At 45.2% G+C, this 19,785-nt stretch carries 20 protein-coding genes; 5 read left to right on the top strand and 15 right to left on the bottom strand.

What is annotated here, in order from left to right:
- Nucleotide 1: 1 nt before the first annotated feature.
- From LCL96_RS13990 to LCL96_RS13980, 3 genes are read right to left on the bottom strand one after another with little or no spacing between them, the layout of a single operon-like run.
- Nucleotides 2–844, bottom strand: coding sequence for a YihY/virulence factor BrkB family protein (locus LCL96_RS13990; RefSeq protein ID WP_224942064.1), 843 nt, complete (start codon nt 842–844; stop codon nt 2–4).
- Between the two features lie 17 nt (nt 845–861).
- A complete protein-coding gene (locus LCL96_RS13985) occupies nt 862–1,281 on the bottom strand; it encodes a YtxH domain-containing protein (protein WP_224942063.1) in 420 nt (139 codons plus the stop codon).
- Nucleotides 1,271–1,780 (bottom strand): low molecular weight protein-tyrosine-phosphatase, encoded by a 510-nt coding sequence (locus LCL96_RS13980; protein ID WP_318246430.1) that lies wholly within the window; start codon nt 1,778–1,780, stop codon nt 1,271–1,273. Before LCL96_RS13980 ends, LCL96_RS13985 begins: the two co-directional genes overlap by 11 nt.
- Nucleotides 1,781–1,942: 162 nt before the next feature.
- On the opposite strand from LCL96_RS13980, the gene LCL96_RS13975 reads away from it, so the two are divergent.
- On the top strand, nt 1,943–2,170 hold the full coding sequence (locus LCL96_RS13975) for a DUF1128 domain-containing protein (protein ID WP_224942062.1): 228 nt from the start codon (nt 1,943–1,945) through the stop codon (nt 2,168–2,170).
- Nucleotides 2,171–2,257: 87 nt separating this feature from the next.
- Here LCL96_RS13975 and LCL96_RS13970 read toward each other — a convergent pair whose 3' ends face one another.
- The 10 genes from LCL96_RS13970 to motA all read right to left on the bottom strand — a co-directional run bounded on the left by LCL96_RS13970 (nt 2,258) and on the right by motA (nt 15,100).
- Complete coding sequence (locus LCL96_RS13970) at nt 2,258–2,773, bottom strand: type 1 glutamine amidotransferase domain-containing protein (protein ID WP_224942061.1); 516 nt, start codon at nt 2,771–2,773, stop codon at nt 2,258–2,260.
- Nucleotides 2,774–2,846: 73 nt separating this feature from the next.
- Nucleotides 2,847–4,154 (bottom strand): lysine N(6)-hydroxylase/L-ornithine N(5)-oxygenase family protein, encoded by a 1,308-nt coding sequence (locus LCL96_RS13965; RefSeq protein WP_224942060.1) that lies wholly within the window; start codon nt 4,152–4,154, stop codon nt 2,847–2,849.
- A 242-nt stretch (nt 4,155–4,396) separates the two neighbouring features.
- Complete coding sequence (locus LCL96_RS13960; RefSeq protein ID WP_224942059.1) at nt 4,397–5,386, bottom strand: class I SAM-dependent methyltransferase; 990 nt, start codon at nt 5,384–5,386, stop codon at nt 4,397–4,399.
- Entirely contained in the window at nt 5,383–6,699 is a 1,317-nt protein-coding gene (locus tag LCL96_RS13955; RefSeq protein ID WP_224942058.1) for an FAD-dependent oxidoreductase, read from the bottom strand. Before LCL96_RS13955 ends, LCL96_RS13960 begins: the two co-directional genes overlap by 4 nt.
- 260 nt (nt 6,700–6,959) lie before the next feature.
- Nucleotides 6,960–9,422, bottom strand: coding sequence for a PAS domain S-box protein (locus tag LCL96_RS13950; RefSeq protein ID WP_224942057.1), 2,463 nt, complete (start codon nt 9,420–9,422; stop codon nt 6,960–6,962).
- A gap of 97 nt (nt 9,423–9,519) precedes the next feature.
- On the bottom strand, nt 9,520–10,449 hold the full coding sequence (locus LCL96_RS13945) for a pseudouridine-5'-phosphate glycosidase (RefSeq protein ID WP_318246441.1): 930 nt from the start codon (nt 10,447–10,449) through the stop codon (nt 9,520–9,522).
- Nucleotides 10,450–10,468: 19 nt separating this feature from the next.
- Nucleotides 10,469–11,563 carry a carbohydrate kinase gene (locus LCL96_RS13940; protein ID WP_224942055.1) on the bottom strand — a complete coding sequence of 365 codons (1,095 nt, stop codon included), beginning with the start codon at nt 11,561–11,563 and terminating at the stop codon, nt 10,469–10,471.
- A 278-nt stretch (nt 11,564–11,841) separates the two neighbouring features.
- The gene (locus LCL96_RS13935; protein ID WP_224942054.1) at nt 11,842–13,233 is read right to left on the bottom strand and encodes an alanine/glycine:cation symporter family protein; all 1,392 of its coding nucleotides are present in this window, start codon (nt 13,231–13,233) and stop codon (nt 11,842–11,844) included.
- Between the two features lie 303 nt (nt 13,234–13,536).
- Nucleotides 13,537–14,322, bottom strand: a complete 786-nt coding sequence (gene motB / locus LCL96_RS13930) for a flagellar motor protein MotB (RefSeq protein ID WP_224942053.1) — start codon at nt 14,320–14,322, stop codon at nt 13,537–13,539.
- Nucleotides 14,309–15,100, bottom strand: coding sequence for a flagellar motor stator protein MotA (gene motA / locus LCL96_RS13925; RefSeq protein WP_224942052.1), 792 nt, complete (start codon nt 15,098–15,100; stop codon nt 14,309–14,311). Before motA ends, motB begins: the two co-directional genes overlap by 14 nt.
- A 178-nt stretch (nt 15,101–15,278) precedes the next feature.
- On the opposite strand from motA, the gene LCL96_RS13920 reads away from it, so the two are divergent.
- Entirely contained in the window at nt 15,279–16,760 is a 1,482-nt protein-coding gene (locus tag LCL96_RS13920) for a methyl-accepting chemotaxis protein (protein WP_224942051.1), read from the top strand.
- Nucleotides 16,761–16,804: 44 nt separating this feature from the next.
- Nucleotides 16,805–16,990 (top strand): histidine kinase, encoded by a 186-nt coding sequence (locus tag LCL96_RS13915; protein ID WP_263628185.1) that lies wholly within the window; start codon nt 16,805–16,807, stop codon nt 16,988–16,990.
- A 39-nt stretch (nt 16,991–17,029) separates the two neighbouring features.
- Here LCL96_RS13915 and LCL96_RS13910 read toward each other — a convergent pair whose 3' ends face one another.
- Entirely contained in the window at nt 17,030–17,407 is a 378-nt protein-coding gene (locus LCL96_RS13910) for a DnaJ family domain-containing protein (protein ID WP_224942049.1), read from the bottom strand.
- Between the two features lie 186 nt (nt 17,408–17,593).
- Between LCL96_RS13910 and LCL96_RS13905 the strand changes: the two genes are divergently transcribed.
- Nucleotides 17,594–17,761: a hypothetical protein gene (locus tag LCL96_RS13905; RefSeq protein WP_224942048.1), complete on the top strand. Its 168-nt coding sequence runs from the start codon at nt 17,594–17,596 to the stop codon at nt 17,759–17,761.
- Between the two features lie 179 nt (nt 17,762–17,940).
- Here LCL96_RS13905 and hmpA read toward each other — a convergent pair whose 3' ends face one another.
- On the bottom strand, nt 17,941–19,134 hold the full coding sequence (gene hmpA / locus LCL96_RS13900) for an NO-inducible flavohemoprotein (protein WP_224942047.1): 1,194 nt from the start codon (nt 19,132–19,134) through the stop codon (nt 17,941–17,943).
- A 161-nt stretch (nt 19,135–19,295) separates the two neighbouring features.
- Between hmpA and LCL96_RS13895 the strand changes: the two genes are divergently transcribed.
- Entirely contained in the window at nt 19,296–19,754 is a 459-nt protein-coding gene (locus tag LCL96_RS13895) for an RrF2 family transcriptional regulator (RefSeq protein ID WP_224942046.1), read from the top strand.
- The last annotated feature ends 31 nt before the right edge of the window (nt 19,755–19,785 follow it).

Raw genomic sequence — 19,785 nt, 5'->3', positions numbered from 1 at the left:
TTTAACATGAATCGTTGTCCTTGATTGTCACGAGGGCATTGATTTCCCCGCCGATCATGATGATGATCCCGGTCAGATAAAACCAGATCATGAGGACGATGATTCCCCCGATGCTCCCGTATGTGGCCGAGTAGTTTCCGAAGCTTCCTACATAGTAGGAGAACGCAAGGGATACAAGCACCCAGCCGAGTGTTGCGAAAATCGCTCCAGGAAATGCACTTAAACATTTGATTCGTTTACTAGGCGCAAAATAGTACAAACCGACAAAAATGATGAAGAGAATGATGGGACTGATCGCCCACCGGATTCCATTCCAAATGGCGAGAAATTGATCTGAAAATCCAAATTGAGAAAAAAGAAAAAGTCCGATTTGCTTTCCGAATACCGGTAGCAAGAGCGCAATGACGAAAACAAGGATCATGGCGAATGTTAAGAGGATCGACATCAGGCGCGTAGCAATGAATGATCTCGTTTCCTCTACCTCATATGCACGATTCAAACTCTTCACAATCGCATTCATCCCGTTGGATGCCGACCAGATCGTAGCAATGATACTGATCGATAGTAAACCGGAATTACGGTTCGACATGACATCCTGAAGCGTCTCCTCGATCATCGACATCGTTTCACCGGGAGCAAAATCCCTGACCACCCCAAGAATATCTCCCTGTTCAACCGGCAGATACGGGAGGAGTGTGACGATAAATATCAACAGTGGAAAGAGCGATAATAGAAAGTAATAAGCAATTTGAGCGGCAAGTCCCGTCACATCATTTGCACTGATATTGGAGAAAAGACTTTTCGAGAATCCTTTCCACTCTCCTTTGACCGTTTCATTCGTCATGCTTTCACCTCATTTCTTTAATACCCCTTAAAGGAAGAAGCAATCGGCTGGCTGTCTTCATCCTGAGCAGTTAGTTCATTGGATGTTTCCCGTTCAGAAAACGTTTCTTTGTATGCTTCTGATGAATCTTCAAAGGTTTCTTTCGTCTCCTCGATGATCTCTTTGACTTGAGGGGTCATCCCCTTGATTTCATCTACCTTCTCACTGATGAAATGAATGTCCCTGCTGACCTGATCGGCCGTTGTACGTAATTTTTCATACACTTCCCTGGATGTGTCCACAAGCCTCTGAGGGTTTTTCGAATATGCGGAAATGTAATTCCCGCTGTTCTTTAATGTGGAACCCACTTCCTGTCGCGTTGTCCGGTCCAAGAGTGATAGAAGTCCTCCTGCAACGGCACCCAGCATGACCCCTTTAAAAAATTTGTTACTTCCCATATGTATTACCCTCCTTCAAATGATTGTCCTCTTTTATTGTATTCAGTAATCGGCTGCAGCCGGATTCCACCAGATCATACACTTCCTGAAAATTCCCCGTATAGTATGGGTCGGGAACGTCCTTCTCCGGGCTTTCGTCCACCAGGTCTAGAAGCTTGAACACTTTTCCATGATGGTCCGGTTCAAGGATCTTCTTCATATCCTGTTCATTTGAGGCATCCATGGCCACGATGTAGTCATACTTCTTGTCTTCGCCATGAAATTGTCGTGCGATGAGTCCACCCGTCCTTATATTATTTTCTCTAAGAATGGCTAAAGTTCCTTCATGAGGTTTCTTTCCTACATGCCAGTCTCCTGTCCCTGCCGAATCCACCTCGATTACATCACTCAGGTTCTCTTCCTCTACCTTAGCCCTGAAGATCGCCTCTGCCATCGGGGATCTGCAAATATTCCCCAAACACACAAACAGCACAGATACCATGAACTCACCCTTTTCCATCGTATTAGCTTACCTACTCATTTCCCATTCCTTAATAGTGTAAAACATTCTCCGAAAAAAATCCTCCAAGAGTCACTCATGTTCAGTGGGCTTGTTGACAGGATGAAGGAATCATGGAAAGATTAATGGTATTAAAGGCACGTCAGAAAGGACGATTGGGAAATGGATTTAACACAAAACACGACCGAAAACATCGAATTCATGGTCACGGCCATCAAAGAAAAATTACGAATGGTCAATGCGGGTGCTGTTAAGCCTGAGGATTTTAATGAAGAGATGTACGAAGACCTCCATGACCTGTATGTTATGGTGAATCGCAAAGATCATTTCAGCCCGAGTGAAATGAATGCGATCATCGAAGAAATGGGGAACCTTAGACGAAAAGCATAAAAGAAGACACTTAGTGTCAATAAAAAAGGGGACATTCCCATAAAGGTATAACATACCTTGGGGAATGTCCCCTTTCATTCATCTGTCTTATTTAGAAAGAAGCGCCAATGCTTCACGATTGAATGCCGGAAGATCGTCCGGTGTTCTGCTCGTTACGAGCTGATTGCCGCAAACGACGACTTCTTTGTCCTCGTATGTGACACCTGCATATTCCATATCGACTTTAATGGACTTAAAGCCCGTCGCTTTTCGTCCTTCCAGTGCTTTTGCCGTAATCAATAATTGAGGACCGTGGCAAATCGCGAATACCGGTTTCTTCTCATCCATGAAATGCTTCGTGAACTTCACAAAGCGGTCATCTGCACGGAGCTGATCCGGAGAAAATCCACCTGGCAGCAAGAGGGCATCAAAGTCTGAAGGGTTCACGCTGTCGATGCTCTCATCGATCTTCACAGTGGCATCCCCCTGCTTGCCCTTGACTGATTTTCCTTTTTCCTTTTCAATCGTCACCACTTCATGACCCGCTTCTTTAAACGCTTTTTCAGGATCTGTAAATTCCACGTCTTCAAACATGTCTGTAAGTAACGTTGCGATCTTAGCCATAAAATGAAACACTCCTATTTTTGTTTGTTTTGAACACACTTGTACTTTACCCTGCACGTTTAAAATAAAACCCTTATTTATCCATGGTAAATTGAGAAAAGATCGTCTTTCGCTGTGCTACATATACTTCTTCCCCGACGATATCATTGATGATCTGGATGTTCCGGTCAACGGCAAGACCAAGATTCGTCGCCCCGGCACCATGGGAATGTTCCAGATTCGTCACCGTGTAAAAATGATGTTCACGGTCCGGGTTCTCTATAAACTGAAGCTTATAGTTTCTTGAAACTTTGAATTTCTTCTCATCTTCCCAGACGATTTTATCCTCGAATTCATCAAAGAACCACCCGGGAATATTCGGCTTGTAACCCGTCGCTAAAATTACCTTGTTACTCTGAAAGGAAAAATCACGATCTTCCTGCCATTGACGGCAATCCAGGACGTAAACCTCCCCCTCCTTATGGATCGCATTCACTTCCGTCAGGGGTTGAATCGTAATGCTCGGCGATTGATCGCTCACAGAATGGTTATATAAAATGTTGTAAATGTTATTAAGCGTATCGGGGTCGATCCCATTCCTGAGCTGATCCAGTGTTTTCAAGGCTTCCATACGCTTTTTGAACGTCAAACCATGGAAATAGTCCACATAATCAGGGGCAAAGAATTCCTGACCGAGCTTAGACGACTCAAGCTGGAGGATCCCTTCTGAACGGGTCAGCCACGTCAGCTGATAGGAATGGTTCCCCTGCTCCTTCAATAAATCGAAGAACACCTCGGCGGCACTTTGACCGGATCCGACAATTGTGATCGAGGAGCCTTTCATCGTGGTGTCTTTATGAAACAGGTACTTGCTTGTATGATGGACATCACCATCGGGCAGCCCTTCCATGCCATCCAGGATAAGAGGCTTGCTTCCGGTCCCCATCACCACATGCTTGGCATAATACACTTCACGAACGTCCCTTAACCTGTTATCGACTTCCACCTTATAGCAGTCCCCAACATCCGTAACCCCGATTACTTCGCTGTGAAATTGACAAGTAGTGAGCTGCCCCACCACCCACCGGGCATAGTCATTGTACTCCTGGCGGGGCATTTCAAACTTATGAAAAAAGAAAAATTTATATAAACGATTGTGGGTATGTAAATAATTCAAATAGCTGTACCGGCTCTGGGGATTTGCGAACGTCACCAGGTCGGCGATGAACGGCACCTGCAGATCCGTCAGATTGATCAGCATCCCCGGGTGCCACTGGAACTCAGGTGTCTGATCGAAGAACCTCACCTTCAGATCCGTCTTCTCCTCCATCAGGGCCGCCAAACTTAAATTGTATGGCCCGACTCCAATTCCGATACAGTCATATATGTCATGTCTACTCAATTGGCTCTCCTCCACATTCAGAATCTACTTTTTTATTTTTACCCTAAAATGATGGAGGGATATCCTGTTTTGGCAAATTAATTTGAGTGGATGTGTTTGAGAAATTCAGCTGCTGATGTTGGCTTGATTTTCAGCTGCTGAATTTCTTGTGGATTTTGACAAGTGAATTCTCCTAGCATTTCAGCTGCTGATTTCCATCCATTATTCAGCAGCTGAGCCGACCCCAAACAAAATAACAAGGATCAGTTTCTCCTAAAGGTCATCGCATACCATCCTCCCTCTTTCACGATCGGTTCCACGGACTCGACTTTGAATTCCGTTTTCCCCGCGAGTGTTTCCATCTCCTTCTGGGAAGGGATCGGGTAGAGGTTCTGGAATGTCATGAAGAAGCTGTTGAAGGCACTCGAGAATTGCTTCCCATGCTTGGACTTCTGCATCGGGGTCAGGACGAAGAACACACCGTCCGGCTCGAGCCATGATGATGCTTTATCAAAGAATTGCAGGCGCTCGGAAGGATCGATATAGTGAAATAGATTATTGGCCATGATCATATCAAAGCGCTGCCCGGGTTCATATTCATGTAAGTCCTTGCAAAGGATTTCCACATTTTGAAAATGTTGAAGGGATTCTTCTGCTGCCTTGGCGACGGCTTCATGGATCTCGACCCCTACCATCCGTTTGTCAGGAAAACGGTCCCCTATCCTTTTCACATATCCACCTTCCCCGCATCCTAAGTCCAGGATGGAATCTACATTGTATTTTTTGATCGCTTTCTGTACTTTTGGAAAGGCAAAGCGCTCCAATAGAATGGACGTCTTCGCAACGGTGGATCCGTGAACATCCGAATTGAAATGCTGCTTTGTCTGGTTCCGAAGTAGTTGGGGATAAGATAACAGTGCCGGTATATGAAGCTCCATCATTTCTTTCAGGAGGATGCCTGATGAGTGGGGATCTTTTTTGGAAGTTGGAAGCTTCCATCTGTTTCTCGTTGTGATTTTTTCAGCCTCCACCCGCTTAAGATGCTTGATGGTGATGCCTACCTCCACCCATTGTTCAAGAAGATCCATTTCAATGTTTTGTGAGAGTGCCACTTCCTGAATGGACGCAGGCTCTGAGAAACGATCGAACAGGTCCATTTCGTAACCGACGTAGGCATGCCAGCTGTATAGAAACGGGACATTCTTCTTCATCCAGGTCCTTGCCCTCCATACTTTCACCATTTCTCTAATCATTGTAATGCCTCCTTTCCTTTCCATGGGTAATCCTGTTCTTCTGTAAAGGTTGGTGCTGTTTTCTCTTCTTTCGTCAACGAGTCATGTCTGATCGGGAGCATTCCCCCCTGGATCATCCGGTCATAAAGAGTTTCCCGCCACATGCCGAGACCCGATATATTGAGCATCTGTTTGTAATGAGAAATCGAATCCCTTTCCATCCTCTGCAGGCTCTTATTACGAAGCCATCCCACCGGACGATAAGGATATGAATAAACGAGGGCTGATAAGTGACTGAGGTGCATCTGATGGGAGACCCTATTTCTTCTGACCTTCGGGTACCACGTAAGATTAGAAGGGTCCAATTTTCCTTCTGCATACATATCACATAATAATTCCCCAAGGATACTTCCATCCTGGATCGCCATATTCATCCCTTCCCCTGCCATGGGATGGACCGTGTGGACGGCGTCCCCGATGAGGGCAAGATGATCCTTTACATATGTTTCCGCATGATATTTCAATGGGACCATCAGCTGGATTTTCTTCCAATCTTCTATTTGGTTCACATACCCTTCAAGGTCAGGGCACATTTCGATATACAGTTTATGAAACTCTGAAACCGGCTTTTTCCGGAGTGTTTTATACTCACCTGCCGGAATAAGATAAACGGATCTCACTTCATTGTCAGGGAGGGGAAACAGACCTAAGAAAGATTGATATGTAGAAATGATCCGCCCCTTCACCATGTCTCTTGGCCTGGGGAATGTGACGGTCAGGAAATGATGATTGTACTTTTTCTCCTTTACATCGATCCCCATATAGTCCCGTGTGACAGAGCTTCTCCCCTCGGCACCAATAATGAAGTCACTATGAATCTCCTGTACCATTTTCGTCTCCCGGTCCTCGATGGTAACGGTATGGTCATTGATTTTCTTGCAGACGGTGTTCGGCCGATAATGAAAGGTTGGATATTCTTTCCCTTTCTTCCTCAGGATGTCTTTTAGCGTTTCATGGTGGATCATGAGGGAAAACGGATATTGCGTCGGGAGGATCGAATAGCTCATCAAGGAATGGTCCGCCTTCGATTTCGCCTTTTTCAATTCAATCAATTCTAAATCGGAAATGCTGTGGCCGTTTTGAAAGACCTCGCCGATGACTCCCAGAGAATCGAATATTTCCAGGCTTTTCGGCTGAAGGAGTTCTCCTTTGTAGACAGAACCCGGCCCAGGCAACCGTTCGACGACGGTTACATCAATGTTGCACCTGGCCAGTTTCAGCCCGAGGGTCAACCCTCCGATCCCTCCGCCGCTTATAAAAACATTCGTCTTCATTTCTTCTCACCTCTTCTCATCCTTTATCCTGTTTCCAAAATGTTGAAACTTGCCGATGTGCTCTCGCCATGAGGTGACAATTTCCTTTCAGTGGTGGTGCAATAAAAAAATTTGTAGAACTCACTATTTCCCGGAAAATATCAGCGATTCCATCAGGCGATTTTCAGGATTTGTCGGATGATCTCCCTTTAAAATATCGACAGAATCCAAGTAAACAAAAAAACTCTACGACAAGATTCATCCCTCATCGTAGAGTAGTATTATTGATCATTTGCAATTGGCAGCAGAATCGTGACGGTGGTCCCTTCGTTCACGTTGCTTTGGATGGATAATGAGCCATGATGCTCTTTGATGATCTTTTGACAAATCATCAGTCCGAGGCCCGTCCCTTTTTCTTTCGTACTGTAGAACGGTTCGCCCAGATGCTTCATTCTTTCAGGTGGAATACCGTTCCCATTATCCTGAATCGTAATTTTGCCGTAGCCGTCTTCCTTCTGAAGTTGCACACTGAGGAGTCCACCTGCAGGCATGGCTTCAAGGGCATTTTTCATCACATTCAAAATCACTTGTTTCATTTGATGGGAATCACAGTAGATTTCGGCTTCTTCCACGGAGAACCTCACATCCACTCCCTGCTTCAGGCACTCCATCTTGATGAACTCGACCGAGCTAGTGAGAAGGGTCGTCAACGATGTAAGTGAGAACTTAACGGCTCTTGGTTTCGCGAGCGCAAGGAACTCATTCGTGATGATTTCGATCCGGTCAAGCTCTCCCTGGATGACCCCAAGGTAGAAATCATCTTCTGCATTTTCCTTCATTAGCTGAAGGAAGCCCTTCAATGTGGTCAAAGGATTCCTGATTTCATGGGCGACACCCGCTGCAAGCTGGCCGATCATCGCAAGCTGCTCTGATTTCTTAAGTAAGTCTTCATTCCGCTTCTTCTCAGATAGATCACGGATGATGGCGGAAATTCCGATCAAGCGTCCATCATCATTTAAGATCGGATTCATATTAAAGGCGATCTCTACCGGTGAGCCGTCCTTCCGGTAGCGGACAGTTTCATAATCTTTGATCCGTTTCCCAGCTTTCACCGTGGCAAGATTCTGTTTGAATTGTCCGACCTGATCTTCCTGATGCAGGAACGTGATGACCTCACCCGTTATCTCATCCTTCGACCATCCGAACATTGACTCAAATTGTTGATTCACCTTTAGTACATTTCCTTCGGGATCAAGGAGGGCGATACCATCTCCGGCATGTTCAAAATATGCCTCAAGTAATTCCTTCGCTTCTTTCAGCTCTTCCTCCATCTGCAGTTTTTCCGTGATGTCCTGGCCAAAGCCGTAGATACCGATGACCTCATTTTTGACACGGATGGGAATATTGGTTACCGCTACATGGCTTTTGCCACCTTCCCCATTTTCGAAGGTGGTTACAAACCTTGACGCTTCTCCTTTAAGAGCGACTTCAAACTGTTTGATGGCTGTCTCTTTGCTGCCCTGTGCGATGAATTCACTGAAATGACTGCCGATCATATGAGGGGATATATGATCCCACTGCGTTTTCACTGCAGGGTTCACCTCTTGGATGATTCCGTTTGTGTCGACCATATAGATATTATCCGGACTGTATTTAACGATTGATTTATATTTTTGCTCACTCTCAATCAGCTTTCTCTGAATATCCTTGATCAGGGAAATATCCGATATAGATACGATGATCTCCACCACAGTACCCTGCCTGAATACCGGGACAATGGAAGCCAGATACTCTAATTCTTTGTATTCATCTTCGTACGTCAGTTCTTCCCCTGTCTCCCAGATCCGTTTCAGCTTTGGCTGAATCTTCCCTAAGTGATGGGAATCGAACACTTCCTGGATGGTTTTCCCTATAACCTTGGACGGGTTGAGATTCAGCTTTTTCAAGAGTTCTCCCGCTGCCATCTCAATGACAAAATCCTGATCTTTTTTCTTAATCTTGTAAGTGATGGTCTTCTGAAGGCGGAGAGTATTCTCAAGTTCCACCTTCAGTGACATCAATTCATTTTCATACTCTTTCTTTTCCGTGATATCGTGAAGGATGATCCCTACACTGTCAACCGTTCCATCACTCTTATAATTAGCAGGGGAAATGGTGATATTGCATGTGATTTTACGGAGATTTCCTATATCGAATGTCACTTCTTCCCCTGTTGTATTCAAACCTTTCAATCCATTCCTGACGATGGTAGTGAAGGGCTGGTTCTGAAGCGGGGACTGCCTGCACAAAGTCTGCCCGAGAACGTCATCGGAAATGTGGAACAGCTCCTGAAAGGAATCATTCATTTCCATGACCTTTCCGTTTTTATCGATGATACACACACAAGTCGGAGTATTGTGGATGAGGGATTCATACACAGCCGATTGAGAATCGGTTGAATCATCACGTTTCGTTCCTTTAGGGATCATCATGACTAATACTTTGGATTCATCCAGTCGTTTGCGTTTGAACCCATAGGGTTGATGATTCAAGCGGATCGAATAGTCCTCATCCTCTATTATCTTCAATAGAAGATTTTCTTCTTTCAGGATGATGCCTCTCCACTCTTCATTTTCTTCTATATACGATGGGTTGTTCACATCGATGATTGCTGCCGGGACGGGAATTGAATCAACATTCAATGCATGATAGGGGTGCATTTCAGCCATAGTACCTTCCTTTTTCGTAACGTTATTTACCATCATTTTACCCTACCTTTTCCAACATATAAATGGTGAATGTCAATTCATCTAAAAAACCCGGGCGCACTTTCCCCCGGGTTTCGCCTCTCTCTCTCTGATATTAGTTTGCCTCTACTTTACCAAGCCTGGCGAACCGAACTGCGATATCCGCCCCTACATGGGCATTATTCTTCACAAGGGCGATATTCGCTTTCAGGCTTCTTCCATGGGTCAATTCTTTCACTTTCCCAAGCAGGAAAGGCGTCGCTTCCTTGCCTTTGATCCCTTGTTCATCAGCTTCTTTCAGAGCTCGTTCAATGATGGAAGTCATTTCACTTTCATTCATGGCGTCCTCTTCAGGAATCGGATTGGCCACAACCACCCCACCCTTGAGCCCGATATCCCATTTTGCTTTTAAAAGAGCGGCTGTTTCTTCTGCTGATTCGACTTTATTGTTCACGGAATAAGGGCTTGTCCTAGTATAGAAAGCCGGTAATGAGTCTGTTTGGTACCCCAGTACGGGTACGCCCTTTGTTTCCAGGTACTCCAGTGTCAAACCGATATCGAGGATCGATTTTGCTCCCGCGCAAACGACGGCCACATTCGATACAGCAAGTTCCTCTAAATCAGCCGATATATCCATGGTCACTTCTGCATTCCGGTGCACCCCTCCGATTCCTCCCGTCACAAAAACAGGGATGTCTGCAATTTCTGCACATATCATCGTGGCTGCCACCGTTGTAGCTCCGTCTTTTCGGGATGCCAGGATATATGGGATGTCCCTGCGGCTTGCCTTGATCACCCCTGTCGCCTGCCCCAGATACTCAAGCTCCTCTTGGGATAAACCGATTTTTATTTTCCCATTCAGGATGGCGATTGTCGCAGGAACGGCACCTTTTGATCGGATGATATCCTCTACTTCTCTTGCCGTCCTCACATTTTGCGGGTACGGCATTCCATGTGAGATGATGGTGGATTCCAATGCCACGATGGCCTGACCCTTTTTCCTGGCTTCTCTGACCTCTTCTGAAAATTCTACGTACGATTCTATGTTCACACACATTTCCCCCTTAATAATAAAGACTGAATTCCTGTTTCAGCTTGCTTGTATTCAAAGTGGGTGCCACCGTATACCTCGATTGAAGTGTGATCGACGAACATATCACGCCGATCCGACATGCACCGTCTGTATCGGATCCTTTCAAATAGCCAAATAATATCCCAGCGACGAGAGCATCCCCTGCTCCTGTCACGTCCTGCACGTCTACTTTCGGTGGTAGGATCGCCGTCGCTTCTTTATAGGTGGTGTAGTAAATCAGCCCTTGATCTCCACGGGTGATGACTACCCGTTCAGCGCCCCTTAAGGTAAGCTCCTTGGCAGCTTTAAAATAATCACCCTCCGTTTCAATCTTCATATCAAGATACATTTCTGCTTCTCCTTTGTTACAGATGAACCAGGAAACACCTTCTAATGAAGAAGGAAGTTTCTTTACCTTCGGAGCGGAAACCGGTATCACCGTCAGTGGGACCCCTTCTGATTGACACCTCCGAATGATATACTTCAGCACATCCTCGGGAAAATTCGTATCAAGCAGAACCATTTCAGAAGATGAAATCAACCCCCATCTTTTCTCGATGAATCCAATGTCAACGCTTTCATAAATGTTCATATCAGCGAGGGCAAACAGCATTTCCCCCCGTTCATCCAATATGGCAGAATACGTTCCTGTACGTTGATTCAATACCCTCTGTGAACCGGATACATCGGCAAAGGATTTCGTTTGCTGCAATAGCCAGCTGCCTTCTGTGTCTTCTCCCACAACCGTGATCAAGTTTGCCGTTCTCCCCAGCCTTCCCAGATTCTCGGCAATATTCCGTGCCACTCCGCCACTTGTTTGCTCGGTCTTGGCCGGATTGGAAGTTTCGGGAATCAGCTTGTCCTCAAGCTGCATTTTCCGATCGATATTCGCCCCGCCAATGCAGGTGATTCCATTCTTCTTTGGCATCACATACGCACGTCCCAGGATCTTCCCCTGCCTGACCAGATTTGAAATATAACCGGCCACTGCCGAACGCGAAATCCCACTTCGCTCTGATAACTCCTGCTGCGTCATGAACGGATTCTCTTCAATATATGACAATAAAAGTTTTTCTTTGTCGTTCACTTTCTCCCACCCCTATAAAGAAAAGTAACTTTTGTTAATATTCTAAACTTTTGTCTAATTTTACACAAGTTGGAAGTGGGAAATGTCATAAAAAAGATTGTTGTTCATCTAATCACAGACTATGATTTGCAAACGCTCTGTCATAGAGGCTGTGCCAGAGGAGGCTCACCTCCAGACCCGGTGAAAGCGAGTACCTCTCGTTTGTTTAAAAGCAACAATGTTTACGAAAGCATAAAAAAAGGCTTGTTTTCCCGTCTAAGGAAAACAAGCCTCGCTATTCAAGATACTTTCTTCTCTTTCACTTTCCCTGTGTCCTTCAAATAATAGTCATCTGAAGTAAAGAATTCATCCGTAAGTTTTTTCACTTCTTTGCTTAGCAGAAGGACTGCAATGATGTTTGGAATCAATATGGCAGCTAAGGCTAAATCAAGGAATTGCCAGATGACCTTTGCCGCTCCAACGGAACCGAGGACGATGGCCAGGGTATACACCACTTTAATTCCTTGGGATGCTTTCCAGCCGAATAAAAATTCTGCCTGTTTGGCTCCATAAAAGACAATGACGATGATCGTTGACAATACGAAGAAGATCAGTGAAATCGTAACGAGAATCCCTCCGAACTCCCCAAAATAGTTCGTGAATGCCTCTGTTGTAAGGGCAGATGGATCGTCAAGGGCATTCTCTGCTGTCCACACACCCGATGATAATACAACAAACGCTGTAGCCGTACAGACAATGATGGTATCAATCACGATTCCGACAATGGCCCAGAGACCTTGCCTGACAGGATGATCCGTTTGTGCGGCCGCGTGAGCGATAGGCGCGGTTCCAAGTCCAGCTTCATTCGAGTATAATCCTCGGGCAAATCCCCAGCGGATCGTCTCAGCCACGGCCACTCCGGCAAAGCCACCCATTGCCGACATCGGCTGAAAGGCATTTGAAAGTATGAGACGGAAGAATTCAGGTACTGCCCCAACATTCATGAATAGAATCACTAATGCACCGCCGACATAGATCAGTGCCATGAACGGAACAAAGATCTCTGTTACTTTTCCAATCCGTTTAATCCCCCCAAATACGATCAATACGACGATAAGGGCAACGGCAATACCAGTGATCAGGCTGCTTACATTAAAAGTTTCTTCTACTGTCGATGCAACCGCATTCCCTTGCACCATCACGCTGGGGATCAGCTCGATCATAAGGGCAAAGGCAAACCAGACGCCTAACCACCTCATGTTCAGACCTTTCGTCATATAGTACATGGGACCACCCACATACTCCCCTTTTTCATTCTTCTCACGATAGCGGACGGCAAGAACACTTTCTGAAAACTTAAGAGCCATCCCGATCAGGGCTATCATCCACATCCAAAAGACGGCTCCCGGACCACCGAACATGATTGCAGCAGGGACACCGACGATGTTTGCCGCCCCGATTGTGGACGATAATGCCGAAGTCAACGCCTGCAATGGGGTGACGGTCCCTTCTCCTTTGGGCTTTTTAAACACGCTTCCCACGGTTTGCTTAAAAATATAGAGAGGATACCGAAACTGTATGAATTTCAATAGAAATGTCAGATACAAACCTGTTGCTCCCAGGACGATGATCAACGGGGGACCCCATAACCATGCCGAAACCTTACCGATGATGTCAAAAAACGTATCCAATTATGCTCCTCCTTCGATAGAGACAGTGGCTAATGCTTGGAATGCACCTAGGGGAAAGTGTCTACGTATGTATAAAGTCGATCAGCTTCTTAGTAAAGGACCCCTGATTCATAAATATTAGCCACTGCACCTACATGCTTTTCCAGACTTTTCCCTGAAATGGGAACTATAAAACATTTTAAGGGAAATTCGCAGTTGAAAGTGTATTACCTCTACGAACTTCGACAGCATCCAGCCATTTCCCCGGAAATATGACAAAACGCAAAAAACTGCAGCCGTTAACCAGCTGCAGTCACCATCTTGTTATTCTGTTACTCTAGGTAGAATCAACACTTCCACCCGGCGGTTCTGCCCGCGACCCTCTGCCGTCCCGTTATCGGCGATCGGCTCGAATTCCCCGAAACCTTTGGCACTGAACCATTTAGGGTCAAGCTCGGGATTATCCAGGATGATTTTCATAAAGTTGACCGCCCGCATGACGCTGAGCTCCCAGTTTGAGTCAAATTCCGCATTTCTGATGGGCACATTATCTGTATGACCGCTTATGATGATGTTCCGTGGTGGATTCATGACAAGGAGTTCGGATAATTCTCCGGCCACGCTTAGGTCACTTCCCTGGACCGTAGCAGATCCCGAATCAAATAGAACGTTATCACGAATGGTCAGGAGCAGCCCCTCATCGGTCAATTTTGTAATAAACTGCACCTCCAGATGATTCGTTTTGATATATTCGTTAATCTTCTTCTGAATCTCCTTCAGCTCTTCTTGATCCTTCAGGAACGCCTGTTTATCGATCTCTTCTTTACTTATTTGTTTCTCTTCTTCATTAGCAGATGAAGAAGCCTGCTTCTCTTCCTGATCGCTCGACTGCTGAGGAGCCACGGGACTAGGGTACTCCATCATTCCCGTACCCCCTGTGAAGATTTCACTGAATACCTGGGACAGTTCCTTGAATTTTTGAGCGTCCACGGAACTTGATGCATAGAGGACGATAAACAGTGCCAGTAACAGAGTGAGCAAGTCAGCATACGGAATCAGCCAGGACTCATCCATGTGGTCGTCGTCATGTTTCTTCTTACGCCGCCTCATCCTCATCCCCCTTTAATAGCATGATCCTCTCACTTACAGGTAAGTAGGAGGCAAGCTTCTGTTCGATGACCCGGGGAGATTCTCCCTCGATGATGGAGAGGATTCCTTCCACCATCATCATCTTCAACTGAACCTCCACCTTTGATTTTCTCTTCAACTTATTGGCAAAAGGGTGCCACAGGACGTATCCCGTGAAGATCCCGAGGAGTGTCGCAACGAATGCCGCTGAAATGGCATGTCCAAGTTCTTCTGTATTGTCCATATGACTGAGAGCTGCGATCAACCCAATGACCGCTCCGAGCACACCCAGAGTCGGTGCGTATGTACCCGCCTGTGTAAAGATGAGCGCTCCCGCACTGTGCCGTTCTTCCATGGCGTCGATTTCTTCATGCAGGACATCCCTTATGTAATCTGCACTCTGTCCATCCACCGCTAATGAAAGTCCGTCCCTAAGGAAGGGATCTTCCACTTCCTGTGTCTTCGCTTCAAGTGCCAGTAATCCTTCTTTCCGTGCGAGATCGGCCACTTGTGAGAAGAATTGGATCGTTTGTTTCGGGTCCTGTATTTTTTGCTCTTTAAACAGTATGCCGAAAAGCTTCGGTACTTTTTTAATTTCATGTGTCGGGAAGGCAATGGTCACAGCGGCCACTGTCCCAAGTACAATAATCAGTATGGCAGCAGGGTTCAATAATGCAATAGGGCTTACCCCTTTGAATACCATCCCCACCCCAACTGCTATCAATCCTAAAATGACTCCTATCAAAGACGTCTTATCCATCTGATCGCTCCACCTTACTCATCGTAGTCTATTACTAATATCGGATAAACCTGCTGAATATTGAGAGATAGTTCTATTCAAATTTTTTTTTGAAATTCCCTTAAATCGTTGTGAAAGCGCCAACTATTTTTGTCGATATATGGAATATACGGGTTTTTATTAAAAGGAGAGAAAAGTCATGACCCCTAAGCAATTGAAAGAAGTCGATAGTAAAAGAAAGAACCTTCTGCTGCTGATCACCTACGGAATCAGTCTGGCAGCCGCCCTCACGTATTCGATACTACATGAATCGGGCACCATCACCGTAGCAGTGTTTGCAGCTCAGATCCTGCTTCTGGCCGGATATTTTGTTGTACTTCAATTAATCCTGAAAAAACCGAATCTCTATGTATACTTCAGCATCCCTTCAGTGTATATCATCATGGGTATCTGGCTTTTTCTTGAAGGATCCAATCCGCCCGATTTAGTCATCCTATTATTTTTAGCTGTGATCAGCGCCATTCACTTTAATACTGTCATTTTCGGAATCGGCTTTACGTCCGGTCTCGTACTGCTCGTACTGAATGGTGTATTGGCTCCAGATGGAGATCCGGTTTTCGCTGAATTATTTGTCCCTGCTCTATTGAGCTATGTGCTGCTTGGCATCGTCCTGGGTGTCGTCATCCAGCTGAATCGTACACAATTCAAGCAGCTTCAGGAATTTATCCACACGACAGAAAACGAAAGTAAGAAAAAAGAGGACCAACGTAATTTCTTACAAAAGGAATTGGCTACCATCTCAGCAAGCATTCAACAAATCAACGAACAGGTGCAAACCCACCTCGTCTCACATGATGAAATGAAAACGGCAGTGACTGAAATTTCAGCGGGAAGTGTCACCCAAAGTGATCAGATCAATAACATCGCTCTCGTGACCGAAACGACCATGAGTAAAATGGAAGAAGTAGCAAGGCTTTCGGATGATCTTACCGCCCACTCGACCGATGCAAATGCCATCGCCGTTACAGGAAGTGAACGGGTCATGGATCTCCAGGAAAACATGATTGAGCTTAAAAATATCATTGAAGGTCTTCATCAAACCTTTAAAGAGCTCACAAGCAAAATCGAAGAAACCAACACCTTTATCGGAAGCATTCAGGACATTACGGACCAAACGAATTTGCTGGCTTTGAATGCGTCCATCGAGGCGGCACGTGCAGGTGAAGCTGGGCGCGGCTTCAGTATCGTGGCCGATGAAATCCGGAAATTGGCGGAGATCACCCGGAACACGGCTACCCGCATCAACGACAACCTGGCTTCTGTTAACGCGGTTAACTCTTCTGCTGTTGAAATCATGAATCTGAGCTCTGAAAAACTCAATGAAAACGTAGGGGCTACAGGAGAAGTAACGTCATACTTCCAGACACTTCGTGAGAAGCTTGATGCCCTGTCAAATGAATTCCAGCGCTTAACGTCCACTGCTTCTGAAGTAAGGGGACAAACGGAAGAAGCCGAGTTGTCAACGAAAGAACTGGCAGCCGTCATTCAACAGACATCTGCGGGCCTTGAGGAAATCAGCGCCACCATCGAAACCCTTCATGGTGACAACCGGACAATCGCCCAATATGTTCAAGATACTGCCACAAGTGCCGAGCGGATTCAAAACAGTGTAAATGCCTAACCTGTGGTAAACTAAGAAGAGTAGCTTTAAAGGATGTGGCACTTTTGAAAAAACGATTCACCATGATCATTCCTATCATGATACTCGTAGCCGTCGCTTCTTATTGGATGCTCGGCAAATATTACTCCGAGATTGAGTTCGGTTCGAAAATCATGCTCACCATCGGGGGCACCCTTCTTTCGGGTGTGATTTCCTTTTTCTTATTTAAAGAAGACGAGGGACCACAATAACGAAAAAACACCACTTTCTTGGAGAAAGTGGTGTTTTCTTTATTTCAATAGCTTATTTTCTAATTTATGTTCATAATTTTTGAATAGCGAACTATTCGTGTTGACCCGTTTTTTTGAAAGCATGCTGTTGTATTTCAGCATTTTCTCATTCAGATTTTGCTGAAGTTCCTGCTTTTCTTCGTCATCATCACACGCCCTGATCATGTCCTCGATCCGCATCATTTCTTTTTTTACATTCATTTCATCCATCGTGTAGCCTGCGTTCTTCATCATCCTGTGGGCCATTTTCAATTCCTCGGGCACACCTAAATCATCGTCCAGATTCAGCGGTTTGCCAAATCCGGGCAAGTGGCTAAACTCTCCGTCCTCATAAGCTTTCTTGATCCGTTGCTCCGAAACAATCATTGAAAAATCCAACTATACCCCTCCATTCAGTGGAATCGGTTGATTCTTAGCAGCAAGTAACTCGTTAGTATCATTATATCCAATCCGCACATTTTCTGATCGGTGGAGATGCGTCTATTTTCTGACAATTCACATTCACATATTTTCGGCCCACCTGGAAAAACTACCTGTATCACGAACGAAAAGGAGTGGCTGACAATGGCACGTGGTAAATCATACGAATCAAAGAAAAAGGGACATCCAGGGAACTTCCCTCAAAATAGTACCGCTCAAAAACATTCTGAAGATGCAGTGGGCGATGAAGAATTGATCGTAACACAAGAAGCGTTCAAAAACCGTGAAGATGATGATGAACATCGTTATTAAAAGCGAAAAACGCTAGGGATCCCTAGCGTTTTCTCCTTGAAATGACCGAGAATCTGGATGAGGAGCAGGCTTCACCGGCCTTTTATTTTCAAAAATGGACGATTTATTTTCAATTATTTGATTTTATTTTCAAAAACGATGCTTTTATTTTCAAAAACCCCAAACTTATTTTCAAATCGTCAAACCGGCACACTTTCTTTCTTCGTAAAATCCATTGCCGGACCGAAGAATTCGTATCGGATCTTTGACACTCCCATTTCCTGCAACATCCCGATGACCGCCTTCATGAACGGAGCCGGACCACACACGTAGCATTCCGTCCCTACATCTACGTATTGTTTCAGGATTTCCTTGTTCAAGTACCCTGTAAAATGGGACAGAGATTCATCAAGGGGATTTTCATAGATATAGCCCACTTCCCCGTTCTCAATTCCGGTCATGTGCGTGTCGACCTCTTCTTTAAAAGCATGCACTCCTTCATTTCTGCTTGCATGGATAAAAGCCGTTCTGCGTTTCGGCGTGGTTCTCGCCACCTCTTCAAGCATGCTCATCATCGGGGTGATCCCAACACCACCGCTAATAAACGCTACAGGTGATTCCCCATTTTCCAGATAAAAATCTCCTGCCGGTGCACTGACCTCGATCTCGCTTCCTTCTGCTATTTGGTCATGTAAGAAATTAGATACTTTCCCTATAGGATTCTGTTCTGCTTCTCTTTTAACCGAAATCCTGAAGTATTCATCCATCGGAGCACTTGATAAACTGTACTGACGAATATGAGTGAACTCTTCACCAGGGATTCTCACACGCACTGATATATATTGACCCGGCATATAAGTTGGGACGTTTCCGCCTTCTTTTGGTTGAAGATAGAAAGAAGTGACACACTCGCTTTCCATTACTTTCTTTGCCACGATAAATGGTTTAAAGTCCCTGTATCCAGCCTCCTGGTACATATTTTCTTCCACATCGATGAATACTCCGGCGATGACACCGTATGCTTCTCCCCATGCCTCGATGATTTCATCTGTCGCTGCCTCTCCAAGAACCTGCTTGATCGCTTGAAGAAGATGCTCCCCTACGATCGGATAATGCTCTGGCTTCACACCTAAACTTCTATGCTTATGGGCAATCTGCTTCACAACAGGAAGAATGCTCTCGAGCTTATCGATATTCTGAGCCGCAGCGTAAACCGCATTGGCCAATGCCGTCTGCTGTCTTCCCTTTTTTTGATTGGCATGATTAAAGATATTTAAAAGCTCTGGATGATTGGTAAATAAATTTTTATAAAAAGTCGACGTAATTTCCGTTCCTTTGACTTCTAGGACAGGTGCAGTTGATTTCACAATTTCAATGGTTTTTTGAGATAGCATTTTGGTCACCTCTAAAGATATATTTTTAATACATCTTTAAGTTACTCCTCTTCTGCCATTAAAGCAATATATAAAATACATCTTTAACAAAACAGTCACATTTAGACACAAACTTACTTCCTTCTGTATAATGGGGGTAACGGAACGGAAAGGTGAGATACATGAGACTAACTTTATACACCGACTACTCACTGAGGGTCCTTATTTTCCTGGCTTCCAAACCGAAAGAAGAACTCTCTAATATAAAAGAAATAGCAGATGCGTACAGCATTTCAAAGAATCACTTAATGAAAGTGACGTATGAGCTCGGAAAAATGGGGATGATCGAAACGATCCGAGGTAGAAACGGCGGAATCAAACTTGCCAAGTCCCCAGAAGACATAAATATAGGAAAACTCGTCCGGCTGACCGAAGAGGACTTTCATCTTGTTGAGTGCTTCGACAGTAAGAACAATTCCTGCATCATCACGCCTGTGTGCGGATTGAAGCATGTTCTCGGCAAAGCATTGAATGCCTACCTCTCCGTCCTGGACGAATATACCCTGGCCGATTTGATCCAGAACCCAATGGATTACCGGTTCCTCTTCCAGGAGCAGGGACAGGATGAATCGTCCATCTAAAAAAACTTCTCACCAATGGCGGTGAGGAGTT

The organism is Rossellomorea aquimaris, assembly GCF_020172085.1.
GTDB classification, from domain to species: domain Bacteria; phylum Bacillota; class Bacilli; order Bacillales; family Bacillaceae_B; genus Rossellomorea; species Rossellomorea aquimaris_E.
Note: the sequence above shows the minus strand (reverse complement) of the source record. Positions and strands in the feature narration are given on the sequence as shown.

Bases quoted from the DNA above. Each gene is read 5' to 3' on its own strand.
- LCL96_RS13990 (WP_224942064.1), bottom strand. From the start codon at position 844: ATGACGAATGAAACGGTCAAAGGAGAGTGGAAAGGATTCTCGAAAAGT.
- LCL96_RS13985 (WP_224942063.1), bottom strand. From the start codon at position 1,281: ATGGGAAGTAACAAATTTTTTAAAGGGGTCATGCTGGGTGCCGTTGCA.
- LCL96_RS13980 (WP_318246430.1), bottom strand. From the start codon at position 1,780: ATGGAAAAGGGTGAGTTCATGGTATCTGTGCTGTTTGTGTGTTTGGGG.
- LCL96_RS13975 (WP_224942062.1), top strand. From the start codon at position 1,943: ATGGATTTAACACAAAACACGACCGAAAACATCGAATTCATGGTCACG.
- LCL96_RS13970 (WP_224942061.1), bottom strand. From the start codon at position 2,773: ATGGCTAAGATCGCAACGTTACTTACAGACATGTTTGAAGACGTGGAA.
- LCL96_RS13960 (WP_224942059.1), bottom strand. From the start codon at position 5,386: ATGATTAGAGAAATGGTGAAAGTATGGAGGGCAAGGACCTGGATGAAG.
- LCL96_RS13955 (WP_224942058.1), bottom strand. From the start codon at position 6,699: ATGAAGACGAATGTTTTTATAAGCGGCGGAGGGATCGGAGGGTTGACC.
- LCL96_RS13950 (WP_224942057.1), bottom strand. From the start codon at position 9,422: ATGATGGTAAATAACGTTACGAAAAAGGAAGGTACTATGGCTGAAATG.
- motB (WP_224942053.1), bottom strand. From the start codon at position 14,322: ATGAGGCGGCGTAAGAAGAAACATGACGACGACCACATGGATGAGTCC.
- motA (WP_224942052.1), bottom strand. From the start codon at position 15,100: ATGGATAAGACGTCTTTGATAGGAGTCATTTTAGGATTGATAGCAGTT.
- LCL96_RS13920 (WP_224942051.1), top strand. From the start codon at position 15,279: ATGACCCCTAAGCAATTGAAAGAAGTCGATAGTAAAAGAAAGAACCTT.
- LCL96_RS13905 (WP_224942048.1), top strand. From the start codon at position 17,594: ATGGCACGTGGTAAATCATACGAATCAAAGAAAAAGGGACATCCAGGG.
- hmpA (WP_224942047.1), bottom strand. From the start codon at position 19,134: ATGCTATCTCAAAAAACCATTGAAATTGTGAAATCAACTGCACCTGTC.
- LCL96_RS13895 (WP_224942046.1), top strand. From the start codon at position 19,296: ATGAGACTAACTTTATACACCGACTACTCACTGAGGGTCCTTATTTTC.